Origin of the sequence: Streptomyces thermoalcalitolerans, from assembly GCF_039525155.1 — a bacterium.
Taxonomy (GTDB): Bacteria; Actinomycetota; Actinomycetes; order Streptomycetales; family Streptomycetaceae; genus Streptomyces; species Streptomyces thermovulgaris.
Genome location: NZ_BAAAHG010000056.1, coordinates 24039 through 39120, shown reverse-complemented (window position 1 = coordinate 39120; position 15082 = coordinate 24039). Strand labels below are relative to the sequence as shown.

Genomic DNA, 15082 nt, shown 5'->3' with positions numbered 1-15082 from the left:
CCGGTCCGCGGAAGCACGACACTGGCCCGAGAAGCGGGCGGCCCCACGCGCGCTTTTTCAGGCCACGGCCACACCACCCCACCCCCACACCCCACCCTCCGGCACCCGAAATCCCACGCCCCCACAAAGCGGCCAAAGCGACCCCGGCCCAGTCCGCCCGTCCTGTCCCGCCCACCCCTCACAGCTTCTTCGCCAGCGCTGTCCGGATCTCCTGGATCATGTACGCCGGGCGGCGGAAGACGTCCTCGGCGGTGAAGCGGAGGAGGCTGCGCACCTCGGGGCACTGGAGGATCTGGTTGTAGCGGGCGACGTCCCGGCGGTGGGAGTCGCGGGTGCCGTGGTAGGCGTAGCCCTCGATCTCGACGGCCAGGCCCGTCGTACGGAAGAAGAAGTCGAGACGTACGCGGCGTCCGGCCGGGGTGATGAGTTCGACCTGTGACTCGGGGCGGAGGCCGGCGTCGTACAGGCGCAGCCGGGCGATCGTCTCGGCCGGAGAGCCGGCGCGCGGATCGCACAGCCGCAGCCAGGTGCTTGCCCGAGCCGTGCCTCGTAAGCCCGCTTTCGCCGTCAGTGACGTCGTGAGTGCGGCGATGTCGGTGAGCGGTGGGCGGCGGATGCCGTTCACTGTTCGGCACCCGAGTGCGGATTCCACGGCGACGATCGCGTCGTCCCTCGGGCCGGCCCGGAGGAGATCGGTGAGGGTGCGGCGCACGCCGGTGAGCCGGAGGCCGTGCCGGACCTTGGCCACCTCGGACGGCGCCACATACATGCGGCGCACCCGTACGCCCCTCTCACCGCCGTGCAGGGTGCGTTCGGGGTCGATGAATTCCAGAGGTGCCTTGGCACCTCCGCGCAGTGTCTCGATCCCCCAGATCGCCGCCGCCGAGCGGTGACTGACGATGAGCCGTGGCCTGATGAGCTGCACCGCCCGCAGGCGCGTGAGGAGTTCCGGTGAGCTTCCCGGCTCCGCCCAGGCACCGGCATGCAGCCGGACCCAGCCCTGCTCCCGGAGTTCCCGTGTCAGGCTGCGCCGGGGCCAGCCTGCCTCAAGGGCGCGCGAGGTGAGCAGGACGCCTCCGTCGAGCAGTTCCCGCAGCTGTTTCCGTTCCACCTCGCAAAGATCCCAGGAATCCGCAGGGCTTCACGTGCCCTGTGGACAACCGGGCCCGGCCTTCCCGAAGCCGTGGCGTCGGCAGCGACCCCGGCGCAATCTCCGTTGGTTTGCGGGTCTGCGCCAGGACCGGCCTGACCGCGCTGGAAACCCGCGCCGGAAACACTTCGGCCGCAGCAGCTCCCCTCCGCGCTGCTGCGGCCGGTCCCCGCCTCTAGATGGCTCCGGTCAGGGCTTCTCGCCGGTGGCGTGGTTGTCCTGCGGAGTCACCGTGCCGCCCGTGGCGTGGTTGTCCAGGGTGGTGAGCTTCTCGCCGGTGGCGTGGTTGTCCTGCGGAGTCTCCGTGCTGCCGGTGGCGTGGTTGTCCTGCGGAGTCTCCGTGCCGCCGGTGGCGTGGTTGTCGAGCGGCTTGACCGCGGAGTCCTTCTTGGCATCGCTCATTGACTTGCAACTCCCGTTCAGTGATGGGCGGCACCCGCCCGGCGGCTCCCCCGAAGGCCGCCGGACAGGCATATCAGGGCCGTTCACCCTAGCGGTGGTGATCACCGCTGATCCGCTTCCCCCGACGTGGCGGATCGACGACTTCAGAGTGCCGTGCGGCGATAAACGAACGATGAACGCGCCGCCGGGAGCTATGCGGCGGCTGCGGGAGCGAGGAGGAGCCGCACCTCGGCGGCCTCGGCGGAGCCGAGTTGCTCGTAGATGCCGAGGGCTTCCTGCCAGCACGCCTGCGCCCGGCCGGTCTGCCCCAGTGCGCTGAGGGCGCGGCCGAGGACGGTCAGGACGTTTCCGCGCCGCCACTCGCCTCCTATTCCCCGCAGGACCGCGAGTGCCTGCTCGGCCAGGGCAGCGGCCCGTGTGGGCTGTTGTCCGGCGAGGTGCGCCTCCGCGAGCCGGAAGAGCGTCATGCCCTCCCAGAGCCGTTGCCTGCTGTCGCGGAACACCTCCAGAGCTTCGGTCAGCCGGTCGACGGCGGTGTCCAGTGCTCCCTGCCCGATGAGCGCCAGTCCCAGTGCGTAGCGTCCGTTGGCCCCGCGCAATGTGTGACCCAGCCGGTCATAGATGGCTATGCCCTGCTGGGCCAGTTCCACCGCGCTGCCGACCCGGCCCATGGCCAGATGGATACGGGAGAGGTTGCACAGCGCGCTGGCTTCTCCCGCGAGGTTCCTGTCCAGACGGAAGCTCTCGATGGCCTGCCGCAGATACGCCTCGCCGTCCGCGTGGCGGTTCTGGTAGAGCGCGATGATGCCTCGGTCGTTGGCGGCCCAGCAGCGGGGTGCCAGGTCGTCCGCGAGGTACGCGAGTTCCATGGCCAGGCGCGCTTCCTCGTCCGCCTGGTCGAAGCGTCCGGCCACCAGATGGACGTTGGTGAGCGTCGTGAGCGCACGGCTCCGGGCCTTCAGGTCGTCCCCCCGGTCGGCCGCCTCCCGGAGGGCGAGGGCGGCCACCTCGTACTGTTTGGAGTTGGCACCCGATTCCGCGAGGTCCTTGGCCGCCCAGAGCAGGTCCACCGCACGGCGGAGCATGGGGCCTTTGGCGCACTGCTGGACGAACGCCAGCAGCGCGTGTGCCTCGGAGTACAGCCAGTCCTGGGCTTGATGCCGGTCCTGGAACGTGAGCCCCGGGTACTCCGTCGGGGCGAGGTGGTCCACCAGGCGGTCGCCCGGCCGTTCGATCGCGTACACCCCGGCCGCCGTCGCCAGGTAGAAGTCCAGCAACCGGGACAGCGCCGCCTCCCGCTCGCTCGGCGGGTGTTCGTCCCGCTCCGCGCATGCACGCGCGTAGAGGCGGACCAGGTCGTGGAAGCGGTAGCGGCCGGGGGCGGCGGACTCCAGGAGGGAGATGTCGACCAGGGACTCCAGCAGGTCCTCGGTCTCCTCCACCGTAAGGTCGAGGATCGCCGCTGCCGCCGGCAGGGAGATGTCCGGGCCGTCGGCCAGGCCCAGCAGGCGGAAGGCGCGGGCCTGGGCCGGCTCCAGCTGGCCGTAGCCCAGTTCGAAGGTGGCCTTGACCGCCAGATCGCCCGCCTGGAGCTCGTCCAGGCGCCGCCGCTCGTCCGCGAGTTTCGCCGCCAGGACCGAGACCGTCCAGGTCCGTCTCGCGGCCAGCCGGGACGCCGCGATACGGATGGCCAGGGGGAGGAAGCCGCAGGCCGCCACCACGTCGAGTGCGGCCTCGCGTTCGCTCGCCACCCGCTCCTCGCCCACGATCCTCGTGAAGAGCTCCAGGGCCTCCTCGGGGCTCATCACGTCCAGGTCCACCAGGTGCGCGCCCGCGAGGTCCACCATCCGCGCCCGTGACGTCACCAGCGCCGCACACCCCTCCGTGCCCGGCAGAAGGGGGCGGACCTGGGCCGCGTCCCGGGCGTTGTCCAGCAGGACCAGGACCCGGCGGCCGTCCAGGAGCGAGCGGTACAGCGCCGCCCGCTCCTCCAGGGAGTCGGGGATGGCGGAGTCCGCCGTGCCCAGCGCGCGCAGGAACGCCCCCAGCACCGTCTCCGGTTCCGCGGCCCGGGGTCCGGCTCCTTGCAGGTCCACGTACAGCTGGCCGTCCGGGAAGGCGGCCCGCGCCCGGTGGGCCACGTGGACGGCGAGCGTCGTCTTGCCCACGCCCCCGATCCCGGCCACCGCCGACACGGCCATCACCCGGCCCTCGGCGGAGGCCAGCACCTCGCCCAGCTCGGCCACGAAGGAGGCCCGTCCCGTGAAGTCGGGCACGGTCGCCGGGAGCTGAGCGGGACGGACGGGCACCACCGCGGGTTCGGCCACCGGGGAGGACGGTTCGGCGAGAGCCGGGTCGGCCTGGAGGATGCGCTGTTGCAGCTCGCGCAGTTCGGGGCGGGGATCCACGCCCAGCTCGTCCGTCAGCAGACGCCTGGTGTCGGCGTACACCGCCAGTGCCTCCGCCTGCCGGCCGCTGCGGTACAGCGCCAGCATCAGCAGCTCGCGCAGGCGTTCACGCAGCGGATGCGCCGCCGTCAGCGCCGTCAGCTCCGAGACCGCCTCCGCGTGGCGGCCCTGTTCGAGGTCCAGGTCCAGCCGGGACTCCAGGAGCTGGAGCCGCCACTCCTCCAGGCGGACGCGCTGCGCCTCCGCGTAGGGGCCCGGCACCCCGGCCAGCGTCTCCCCGTCCCACAGATCGAGCGCCCGTCCCAGCAACTCCCGTGCGCGGCACAGGTCTCCGTCCGACCGCGCCTTGTCGGCGCGGGCCGCCAGATCCTGGGCCACCGTCAGGTCCAGCGCGTCCTCGCCCAGTCCGCGCACGGCGTATCCGCCGGACTCGCTGACCAGCATCCCGGCGTCCAGGATCTTCCGCAGCCGGGAGGCGTACGTCCGTACCGTCGCCAGCGCCCGTGCCGGTGGCCTGTCGCCCCACAGGGCGTCGATCAGCTCGGCCGCGGTCGCGGTACGGCCCTCACGCAGCAACAGCGCTGCCAGCAGGGCGCGTTGCTGCGGGGAGCCGGTGGCCAGCGGCTCCTTTCCGCGCCAGGCGCGTACCGGCCCGAGTACGCCGAAGCGCAGCGTCGCCGATTGCTCGGGACCCCGCTGCTCCGGTACTCGCGGTACACCGTCCATCGCTGCCCCCTGGCGCCTGTCGAATCGTTGTCAACTGCCGATCGAGAGGCCAGTTTGCCTCGTTCACGGCAGATGCGTCAGCTCTCGGGGACTGTGATCACGGGCCGTCGTGCTCCGTGTCACAAGGTCCACACATCCTCTTCGCACGCCGCGCCGGGCCAGTCGGTTCCCAGGAAGACGGAAAGACGGAAAGACAGGAAGGCCGGGTCAGGACCGGATCGGTGAGTGCCGCCCTCACCCCCGGCCGCCGCCCTCACGCCGGGCCGTCGCCCGCGGCCTCGGTGCCGTCCGCGAAGGGCACCTCCTTCACCGGAGGCGCCATGCCCCGCCCGTCACCTCCGGGGGGCAAAGCGCCCGTTCGCCCTGATCACCACGCCCGCGTTCCCGGAGGACCGCGCCCGTATGCTCGAAGGATGACGACTTCCGCGGCCTTGGGAACCGGCCCCACCGAGAACTCCATGCGGCGCGCGCTCAGACGGGCCCGGGACGGTGTCTCCCTCGATGTCGCCGAGGCGGCGGTGCTGCTCCAGGCCCGGGGCGAGCATCTGGAGGACCTGGCCGCCTCCGCCGCACGGGTGCGGGACGCGGGCCTTCGGGCCGCCGGGCGGCCCGGTGTCATCACCTACTCCAAGAGCGTCTTCATCCCGCTGACCCGGCTGTGCCGGGACAGGTGCCACTACTGCACGTTCGCCACCGTGCCCGGCAGGCTGCGCCGCGCCGGGCACGGGATGTTCATGTCCCTCGACGAGGTCCTGGACATCGCCCGCCGCGGCGCCGCGCTCGGCTGCAAGGAGGCCCTGATCACCCTCGGCGACAAGCCGGAGGACCGCTGGCCGGAGGCGCGCGAGTGGCTGGACGCGCACGGCTACGACGACACGATCGCCTACGTCCGCGCCGTCTCCATCCGCATCCTGGAGGAGACCGGGCTGCTGCCGCATCTCAATCCGGGCGTGCTGACCTGGACCGACTTCCAGCGTCTCAAGCCCGTCGCCCCGTCGATGGGCATGATGCTGGAGACCACGGCGACGCGGCTGTGGTCCGAGCCGGGCGGCCCGCACTACGGCTCCCCGGACAAGGAACCCGCACTGCGGCTGCGGGTGCTGGAGGACGCCGGCCGCTCCTCCGTGCCCTTCACCACCGGGATCCTGATCGGCATCGGCGAGACGTACGAGGAGCGCGCGGAGTCGTTGTTCGCGCTGCGGAGGATCGCCCGCGCCCACCACGGCATCCAGGAACTGATCATCCAGAACTTCCGCGCCAAGCCGGACACGGCCATGCGCGGCATGCCGGACGCGGAACTGGACGAGCTGGTCGCCACGGTGGCCGTCGCCCGGCACATCATGGGGCCCTCCGCCTGTCTGCAGGCCCCGCCGAACCTGATCGACGCCGAGTACGAGCGGCTCATCGGCGCCGGCATCGACGACTGGGGCGGCGTCTCCCCGCTCACCATCGACCACGTCAACCCCGAGCGCCCCTGGCCGAGGATCGACCGGCTCGCCGAGGTGTCCCGGGCGGCGGGCTTCGAGCTGCGCGAACGGCTCTGCGTCTACCCGGAGTTCGTCAAGCGCGGCGAGCCCTGGCTGGACCCCCGTGTGCTGCCGCACGTGCGCGCCCTGGCCGACCCCGAAACCGGCCTCGCCCGCGAGGACGCGACCGTCGAGGGCCGCCCCTGGCAGGAGCCGGACGAGGTCTTCACCCCCACCGGCCGCACCGATCTGCACCGCACCATCGACACCCGGGGCCGCACCGCCGACCGCCGCGACGACTTCGACACGGTCTACGGCGACTGGGATGTTCTGCGCGAGGAAGCCGCCCCCGGCATGGCTCCCGAGCGCATCGACACGGACGTGCGGGCCGCGCTGCGCACGGCCGCCGACGACCCGACGAGGCTGACCGACGCCGAGGCCCTGGCCCTGCTGCACGCCGACGGCCCGGCGCTGGACGCGCTGTGCCGGGTCGCGGACGACGTCCGCAAGTCGGCGGTCGGCGAGGACGTGACCTACATCGTCACCCGGAACATCAACTTCACCAACGTCTGCTACACCGGCTGCCGCTTCTGCGCCTTCGCCCAGCGCCGCACGGACGCGGACGCCTACACGCTGTCGCTGAAGCAGGTGGCCGACCGCGCCCAGCAGGCCTGGGACGTGGGCGCGGTGGAGGTGTGCATGCAGGGCGGCATCCACCCGGACCTGCCGGGCACGGCGTACTTCGACCTCGCCCGCGCGGTGAAGGAGCGCGTCCCGGGGATGCATGTGCACGCCTTCTCCCCGATGGAGGTGGTCAACGGCGCGGCCCGCACCGGTCTGTCCGTCCGCGAGTGGCTGATCGCCGCGAAGGAGGCGGGCCTGGACACGATCCCCGGCACGGCCGCGGAGATCCTCGACGACGAGGTCCGCTGGGTCCTGACCAAGGGCAAGCTGCCCACGGCCACCTGGATCGAGGTGGTGACCACCGCGCACGAGCTGGGCATCCGCTCCTCGTCCACGATGATGTACGGCCATGTCGACCAGCCCCGCCACTGGCTCGGCCATCTGCGCACCCTCGCCCGCATCCAGCAGCAGACCGGCGGCTTCACGGAGTTCGTCACCCTCCCCTTCGTCCACACCAACGCCCCGGTCTACCTGGCGGGCATCGCCCGCCCCGGCCCCACGATGCGGGACAACAGGGCGGTCACGGCGATGGCCCGTCTCCTTCTCCACCCGCACATCCCCAACATCCAGACCAGCTGGGTGAAACTGGGCGCGGAAGGCGCCGTCGAGATGCTCCGCTCCGGCGCGAACGACCTCGGGGGCACGCTGATGGAGGAGACCATCTCGAGGATGGCGGGCTCGTCGTACGGGTCGTACAAGTCGGTCAAGGAGCTGGTGGCGATGGCGGAGGCGGCCGGCCGCCCGGCCAGGCCCCGCACCACGCTCTACGGCGAGGTCCCCGAGGAGCGGCAGCGGGCGGCAAAGGCCTCGGACGGCCGTCTGCCGGAGCTGCTGCCGGTCCTGGACTGAGCCGGGCGGGCGAGCGCTCGCAGTACGATGATCCAACCCTTGTTCCCAGGGGTCGTCCCCGCCCGAAGGGCCGAGTAGCAGCCGAGGAGATGCGTGCCCATGCCTGCCCGAATACCTTCGTGGGCCTGGGTCAGCGGACTGACCGCAGGAGCGGTCGCGGTGGTCGCCGTACTCGCCGTACAGGCCGCCCAGGGCCCGCGCCCCACGGCTCCGGCCGGACACAGCCGGCCCGCGCCCGCGCCCTCGGCCTCGGCGAGCGCCCTGCCCTCGCCCTCCGCCACCCCGGAGCCCCCGGCTCCGCCGGCGGTCCCGGCCGACTCGGGGACGGGCCGCAGGATCGTCTACGCCCTCGGCCAGAAGCGGGTGTGGCTGGTCGACGAGAGCGACAAGCCCATCCGTACCTTCCCGGTGTGGCCGGGCACGGTGGCCCCGGACCCCGACTCCTACGCGATCTCCCAGCGCGTACCCGCGACGACCGGTTCGGACGGTGTGGAGATCGAGAACATCCTGTACTTCGCGGGCAAGTCGGGTGTCTTCATCGCCTTCAGCAACGCCGTCGACGGCTCCTCGCCGCCTCCCGCCGCCTCCGGGGTCAAGACGGGGGGCATCCGCGTGAGCAAGGACGACGGGGCCGCCCTGTGGACGTTCGGCGAGAAGGGGACGCGGGTCGTGGTCGTGCCCTAGCCACGGGGCTCTGGGCTCGGACCCCTGGGCGCCGGGCGGCCGGCGCTCGTGGCGGCCGGAACCCCCGCAGGCTCTCGCCGGGACCCGCGTGATCCGCGGGATCCAGGGCCGTCCGCCGCGCTCCGTGCTCCCTGCTCCGCGCTCTGCGGAGGATGGACGGAAAGGTCCCGTTCCCGCGCTCGCTGCGGTCGTTTCGAGGCGCGTTCAGCCCTCCTCGCGTACCGGTTTGTCCCCTGAACAGACCGTTCCCGTTCGATTACAGTGGCGAACTGTCGCGCGTACGGCCGGTGCCGTGGGGAGGGCTGGGTGGGTACGACGTCCGGTGCCGTCTGGGGGCGTACCGAGCAGCAGGACTTCCGCAGCCGGGTGCGGGGGACGCTGCTCGGGGTGGCCGTGGGGGATGCGCTCGGGGCGCCGGTGCACGGGCTCGATCTCGAGGGGATACGGAAGGCCCACGGCAGCGAGGGGATCGTGGATCTCGCGCCCGCCTACGGACGGCGCGGAGCCGTCACCCACTTCACACAGCTCATGCTCTTCTCCGTCGACGGGCTGATCCGGGCGCAGATGCGGCGCGACACCGGGGTCTGGCATCCGCCCACCGATCTGCACCGGGCGTATCTGCGGTGGGCCGCCACCCAGCGGGACTGGGGGCCCGACGAACGGCGCGAGGAGGACGGGTGGCTGGCGCGGGAGGAGTGGCTGTACGCCCGCCGGGACCCCACGCGCGCCCTGCTCGTCGGGTTCGGGGACGCCGTCATGGGCACCCTCGACGCGCCGAAGAACCCCACCGAGGCCGGGCCGGAGGCGGCGGTCCGGTCGGCTCCCTTCGGGCTGCTCGTCGGGTGGGAGCCGCAGCTCGTCGTCCGGCTCGCCGTCGAGTGCGCGGTGCAGAGCCACGGGCACCCCACCGCCTGTCTCGCCGCCGGTGCGTACGCCGTGATCGTGCACGCCCTCGCCCGTGGCGACGGTCTCGACGAGGCCGTGCGGAAGGCGCTGGCGCTGCTCGCCGTGCGGCCCGGGCATCAGCCCGTGTCCGACGCCCTGCGCCATGCGCTCGGCGCGGTACGGCAGGGCTCTCCCGGTCCGGCACGGGTGGAGGAGCTGGCGGGGGAGGGGACGGCGGAAGGAGCGCTCGCCGTGTCCGTGTACTGCGCGCTCGTCGGCAAGGACGTACGGCACGGGCTGTGCCTGGCGGTGAACCAGAGCGGTCCCTCGGGAGCGGCCGGTGCGCTCACCGGCGGGCTGTTCGGGGCTCTGTACGGCGAGACGGCTCTCCCGCCGGCCTGGCTGGCCGAGCTGGAGGGCCGTCCCACTCTGCTGGTTCTGGCAGACGACTTCGCGATGGAGTTGACCCAGGGACCCGCACTGCACGGACCCACCGGGTCGTCCCCGGGGTGGCTGGCGCGCTACCCGCGCGGGGCCTGACCGGCCGGGTCCTCCGCGCGGGGGCGCCGGGAAGCCCGGACACCGGCGGAGCCCCCTCGGCAAGGACGGCGGGCTGGTCGAGAGGGCTCTTCGAGCGGGTGCTTGTCCCGGCTTCCGGCTGTCGGCCCTAGGCCTTGAGCGACGCCACGAAGGCGTTCCACGCGTCGGCGGGGAAACCCAGCACCGGGCCCTCGGGGACCTTGGAGTCCCGGACCATCATGGCCGCGACCACCGGTGACCTGACCTCGACGCATGCGCCGTTGCCCGTGGAGTACGAGGACTTGGTCCACGTCTGGACGGCGCCCTGACGAATTGCCATTTCTGCTCCGGATTGCCTGTGGAGTGGTTTTGCGCCAACGTTCTTGCTCGATGGCGCGATCGACGCTACTCGCCACTCTCGTCATCCGAAGGGGCTCTTCATCCTTACGGATGGCATATTCCGGTACAGCTTCCGCCTTGAAGGTGACGGGGTGTAAAATGCGGCATTTTTCCGGCAGGGCACTCAGCGCGCGTAGTCCTTCGCGATGTCGGCGATGAACTGCCGCGTCTGCTCCACGTTCAGCGCCTGCGCCCGCAAGTGCTCGTACATCACACTGTACTTCCGCACGTCGTTCGCCTTCTCCAGGTACAGGTCGCTGGTGACGCCCTCGATGTAGACGACACTGGAGTCCGCCGCGTCCGGGAACTCCAGAATGGCGTACTGTCCGTTGAGACCCGGGTGGGCGCCCATCTCGAACGGGATGACCTGCACGGTCACGTGCGGCAGCAGGGACTGCTCGACCAGGTGCTCCAACTGCTCCCGCATCACGGCCCGGTTGCCGACGACCCTGCGCAGCGCGGCCTCGTCCAGGACCGCCCACAGGCGCAACGGGTTCTCGGCGGCGGAGATTCGTTCCTGCCGGCGCATCCGGACCTGGACGCGCTTCTCGATGTCGGCGGGCGCGGTCTCCGGCAGGGCGCCGGTGATCAGAGCCTCCGCGTACGGGCGGGTCTGCAGCAGGCCGGGAACGACCTGCGGGTCGTAGACCCTCAGGCTCGCCGCGTCCGTCTCCAGGCCGATGTAGACGCTGTAGGGGATGTCGCCGAAGGAGTGCCACCAGCCCTGCTGGCGCGAGTCCTTGGCCATCTGCATCAGCGACTCGACGACCCGTTGGTCCTTGACCTCGTAGACCCCGCACAGGTCGCGCACATCGCGCTGGCTGATGCTGCGTCGGCCGTTCTCCAGGCGGCTGATCTTCGACTGCGACACCAGCAGTCTTTCGGCCACTTCCTCGGCCGTCATGCCCTTGAGTTCGCGAAGTCTGCGCAGCTCCTGGCCCAGCCGGCGCCGCCTGACGGTGGGATTGACATTGGACGCCACGGGACGTGCACCTCCGGCTGCATGCCTCTACTTTGCGTATCTGCTGTTGAGCAGACTGCCACCAAGGTGCTTCCTACCGCTGGAAAACGCCGGATATGCGGGCCGAAGGCCGCGTATTGGGGCCGTATGGGAAACGGTTTGTGTGCCTATGGCACGTTCGGCCCTTTTCGTCCCGCTCCGGCTTTCCCCGGTTTTCTCGGGCGTTTCTTCGGCGCGCTCACGGCCGCCGCGCGGGGCAAGGGCCCCCTGAACGGTCCTTGCCCCGCGCGGCGGCCACGTCAGGGACCGGGCTCAGTGCACCGGCGCACGGCCGGCCAGGGAGCCGCGTCGCGGCTGCGCGGGCACGCCACGGACTGGATCCCCCGTGGACTTCGCCCGTGCACCGGCCTGACGGCGGCCCGCCGCACCCGGCCCGCGGCGCGGCTGGGACGCCACGCCGTTCTGGACGTCCATCACGGCGTGCGCCACGAGTCCGCCCATGGGGTCGTGCCGGATCAGGTCCCTGAGCCGGGACCGCGAGGACCTCCCCTCGTTGCCCGGGTACAGGTGCTTGCCCAGGCCGACCGCGTGCGCCAGCGCGGCGAGCGCCGCCGTCCGCGCGTCCGGCGGTACGCCGGTGCGGACCGCGGTGTCCAGCCGGGCCTTGATCTCCCGGCTGATGGCGGTGTCCGTCGCCTGGTAACGCGTCGTCGGCAGTACTCCGTACATCTGGCCCGGCACGGCCGCTACCATGCCGCACCGCTCCAGGTGCGCCAGATAGGTCTGACGCAGTCCGAGACGGGGTCCGCCGATCCAGTGGACGGCCCGCACCGGAGCGCCGCGCCTTCGCAGCAGCTCCAACGCGCTGTCCAGAGTCGGATCTCCTGTCGGCCGTGGCATCACCACGGCGATACGATCCCCGTCTGGGGCTATCCGTCCGGCCAGCGCCAGCTCCACCAGCTGTGCTCCGGCCAGACCGAGGTCGAGCGACTGCGGCTGCGCAGTGGTACCCGTGGCCGGGTCCAGTGCCAGCAGCAGAAGCTCCTCCGGAAGTGTTCTGCGGCTCCTGCCCATCCATGCCTCCCCGCGTGGATGAATGACAGGGTGACCCCTCTCACATTGGTCTGTCGAGGGTGCGTGACCGGTTCGTAAGGGAACCGGTAGGTATGTCGTTCTCGTCTTCCGCTGGGGCTTGGTCCGCAGGCAGGACACTGGTACATGGCTCGGACAGCGGTACGGCCGTGTGGTACGGCTGCTTCGTCCGGGTGGCGGCTCAGGTCGTGAATCACGGTTCGATAGCCGCGCGCAAGGCGTGCGGCGCATGGAGGAGGCATCGGTGGCGGGCGAGTCCCCCGACAGGTCGAAGCAGCGCGAGTCGTCGGCACAACCGACGTCGGGGAGCACGGGTACGGTTTCCGAGGCCAGGGACGACGCGCGCGACCCGCGGCTTTCGCCGGCGGGTGATTCGGAGTCGTCGGACGCGTCCGAGGGGCATGGGGGTGTCGATACGGCCACACGGGTGCTTGTGACGCGGGACTTGGCGGCGGACGGCGGGGATGCCGAGGACACCGGAGCCGCCGGGAACGGCGAGGGTGCCCGGGCGGAGAAGGCCGACGGCGCGAAGGGTGACGGCGCGAAGGGCGCCGAGGGAGCCGCCGACGGCCGGTCCGGGGACGCCGTCGAACCGGAGAAGCCGGAAAAGCCGGAGAAGGGCAGCGAGCCGGAGGCGGCGGCCGGGAGCGGCAAGGCCGAGGAGAGTGCCGCTGCTGCCGACAAGGCCGGGGAGGCCGGGGAGGAGGCGCGGGACTCCGGCTCCGCCGAGAAGGACGGCGCATTGGCTGACGCACGTCCGCGCGAGGGGGCCGCCGCACGGGCGGACGATGCGGACAGTGAGGGCACCTCGGATGCCGAAGGTGGTGCGGATTCCCCGGACGGCGCAGGCGTCGCGGACACCGGGAAGAGCCCGGCGGGCGCGAAGGCCGGCGGTGCCGGCGAGGCGAAGGGCGCGCGGGACGCCGAGGACGCCGAGGACGAGGCGGCATCCGACGGCGCGGACTCCGGCGAGGAGGACGGCGGTTCCGACAACGATGCCGACGGCGCGGGCATCAAGGGCGACGGCCGGGAGTCCGGTGACAAGCAGCCCGTGGACCAGCCCACCACCATGCTCAAGGTCGGTGGCGCCGCCAAGCCCCGGGTCGATCAGCCCACCACCATGCTCAAGGTCGGCGGTGCCGCCAAGCCCCGGGTCGATCAGCCCACCACCAGACTCAAGGTGGAGGGCGCCGAAAAGGCGGGGAAGGCCGAAAAGGGCGAAAAGGGTGAAAAATCCGAAAAGGTCGAGAAGGCCAAGAAAGCCGTAAATTTCACAAAGAGCGAGAAGCTTGAAGAGGGCGAACGGAGCGAGGAAAAGCAAGGCAAGCAGGATAAGCAGGATAAGCAGGTCAAGCAGGACAAGTCCGTCTCTGAGGCCGACAGCGAGCGCACCAGCAAGTTCGTCGCGCTCAAGTCGCCCGACGACCCGGAGACCCGTAAGCCGAGACCCACGCAGTCGGCTGTGTCCGCGGGTGAGACCGTCGCGCTGCCCAAGATCTCCTCGGAGGCCACGGCCGCCGTCCCGCAGCTCGGTCCCGAGCGCACCACCCAGCAGCCGCTGCCGCCCAAGCCGCCGCTGGACCTGCTGGCCGAGCTGACCAACACCCCGCCGCCCCCGGAGACCCCGCTGCGCACCCTGGTGCGCCGCATCAAGATCTGGAGCCCGCTGGTCGTGCTCCTGGCGATCATCTTTGCGATCGTGCAGGCCGTACGTCCGCTGCCGACCCCCGTGCTCGCGCTGTCCGCGAAGGACACCTACACCTTCGACGGCGACAAGGTGAAGCTGCCCTGGCCGAACGAGGGCCAGGGCTGGATGAGCATCGACGGCGTCGGCACGATGGACCACTTCGGCGAGCAGAAGCCGGTCGCCATCGGCTCGGTCGCCAAGACCATGACCGCGTACATCATCCTGCGCGACCACCCGCTGAAGCCGGGCGAGGAAGGCCCGAAGATCAAGGTCGACGCGAAGGCGGAGAAGGAAGGCGGCTACCACACGCAGGGCGAGTCCACGCTCGACACCGTCAAGGAGGGTGACTTCCTCACCCAGCAGCAGGCCCTGTCCGCGGTCATGATCCCCTCCGCGAACAACATCGCGCGGCTGCTGGCGCGGTGGGACGCCGGTTCCGAGGAGGCGTTCGTCAAGAAGATGAACGACACCGCCAAGGAACTCGGGATGACCAACACGACGTACACCGATCCCTCGGGGCTGGACAAGACCACCGTCTCCACCGCCGAGGACCAGGTGAAGCTCGGCATCGCGGCCATGAGGAACCCGGCCATGGTGGCCATCACCAGTGTGGCCAGCTGGACGGACCCGACCGGCAAGTACTGGACCAACTTCAACCAGCTGCCCTACACCATCGGTGCGATCGGCATCAAGACCGGCTCCACCACCGCGGCCGGCGGCAACCTGCTCTTCGCCACCCGCAAGAAGGTCGGCGGTCAGACGGTGACCATCGTCGGCGCGATCCTCGGCCAGCACAAGGCACCGATTCTCGACACGGTCAACGCGGTCAGCAAGACCGCGCTGCTCGCCGCGCAGGACGTGCCGACCTCGGCGAAGATCCTGAAGAAGGGCGATGTCGTCGGGTATGTCGACGACCAGCTCGGGGGCCGTACCCCGGTCGTCGTCACCAAGGACGTCACCGCGGTCGGCTGGCCCGGTCTGAAGACGAAGCTGCACCTCTCCGCCGACTCCCTGCCGCACGAGGCGAAGGCCGGCACCACGGTGGGCACGCTCGCCGTCGGTGACGGCAAGGACGGCGCCATACAGGTTCCGGTCGCCCTGCAGAAGGATCTTGTCGAGCCGGACTTCCTGGACAAACTGACCCGTATCGGATGATCCGTGGCGGCGCCC

Annotated in this window: 10 protein-coding genes; 4 read left to right on the top strand and 6 right to left on the bottom strand. The window is 71.2% G+C overall.

The features are described from left to right. Positions 1-178: 178 nt before the first annotated feature. From ABD224_RS24560 to afsR, 3 genes are all read right to left on the bottom strand, one after another. Positions 179-1111: a hypothetical protein gene (locus ABD224_RS24560; protein WP_344053539.1), complete on the bottom strand. Its 933-nt coding sequence runs from the start codon at positions 1109-1111 to the stop codon at positions 179-181. A gap of 228 nt (positions 1112-1339) precedes the next feature. Beyond that, complete coding sequence (locus ABD224_RS24555) at positions 1340-1552, bottom strand: hypothetical protein (RefSeq protein WP_344053537.1); 213 nt, start codon at positions 1550-1552, stop codon at positions 1340-1342. 191 nt (positions 1553-1743) lie between these two features. Continuing rightward, entirely contained in the window at positions 1744-4686 is a 2943-nt protein-coding gene (afsR, locus tag ABD224_RS24550; RefSeq protein WP_344053535.1) for an SARP-family global regulator AfsR, read from the bottom strand. 413 nt (positions 4687-5099) lie between these two features. On the opposite strand from afsR, the gene ABD224_RS24545 reads away from it, so the two are divergent. The 3 genes from ABD224_RS24545 (at position 5100) to ABD224_RS24535 (ending at position 9794) form a co-directional block, all read left to right on the top strand. Next, entirely contained in the window at positions 5100-7685 is a 2586-nt protein-coding gene (locus tag ABD224_RS24545) for a bifunctional FO biosynthesis protein CofGH (protein ID WP_344053533.1), read from the top strand. Between the two features lie 99 nt (positions 7686-7784). After that, the gene (locus tag ABD224_RS24540) at positions 7785-8369 is read left to right on the top strand and encodes a hypothetical protein (protein WP_344053531.1); all 585 of its coding nucleotides are present in this window, start codon (positions 7785-7787) and stop codon (positions 8367-8369) included. 306 nt (positions 8370-8675) lie between these two features. Continuing rightward, positions 8676-9794, top strand: a complete 1119-nt coding sequence (locus ABD224_RS24535; protein ID WP_344053529.1) for an ADP-ribosylglycohydrolase family protein — start codon at positions 8676-8678, stop codon at positions 9792-9794. Between the two features lie 127 nt (positions 9795-9921). Here ABD224_RS24535 and ABD224_RS24530 read toward each other — a convergent pair whose 3' ends face one another. The 3 genes from ABD224_RS24530 to ABD224_RS24520 all read right to left on the bottom strand — a co-directional run bounded on the left by ABD224_RS24530 (position 9922) and on the right by ABD224_RS24520 (position 12207). Beyond that, positions 9922-10113 carry a DUF397 domain-containing protein gene (locus ABD224_RS24530; RefSeq protein WP_067396093.1) on the bottom strand — a complete coding sequence of 64 codons (192 nt, stop codon included), beginning with the start codon at positions 10111-10113 and terminating at the stop codon, positions 9922-9924. A gap of 183 nt (positions 10114-10296) precedes the next feature. Next, the gene (locus ABD224_RS24525) at positions 10297-11154 is read right to left on the bottom strand and encodes a helix-turn-helix domain-containing protein (protein WP_344053525.1); all 858 of its coding nucleotides are present in this window, start codon (positions 11152-11154) and stop codon (positions 10297-10299) included. A 291-nt stretch (positions 11155-11445) separates the two neighbouring features. Then, positions 11446-12207, bottom strand: a complete 762-nt coding sequence (locus ABD224_RS24520; RefSeq protein ID WP_344053523.1) for a GOLPH3/VPS74 family protein — start codon at positions 12205-12207, stop codon at positions 11446-11448. Between the two features lie 247 nt (positions 12208-12454). Here ABD224_RS24520 and ABD224_RS24515 point away from each other — a divergent pair, with 247 nt between their 5' ends. Continuing rightward, a complete protein-coding gene (locus ABD224_RS24515) occupies positions 12455-15067 on the top strand; it encodes a D-alanyl-D-alanine carboxypeptidase (RefSeq protein ID WP_344053521.1) in 2613 nt (870 codons plus the stop codon). Positions 15068-15082 lie beyond the last annotated feature (15 nt).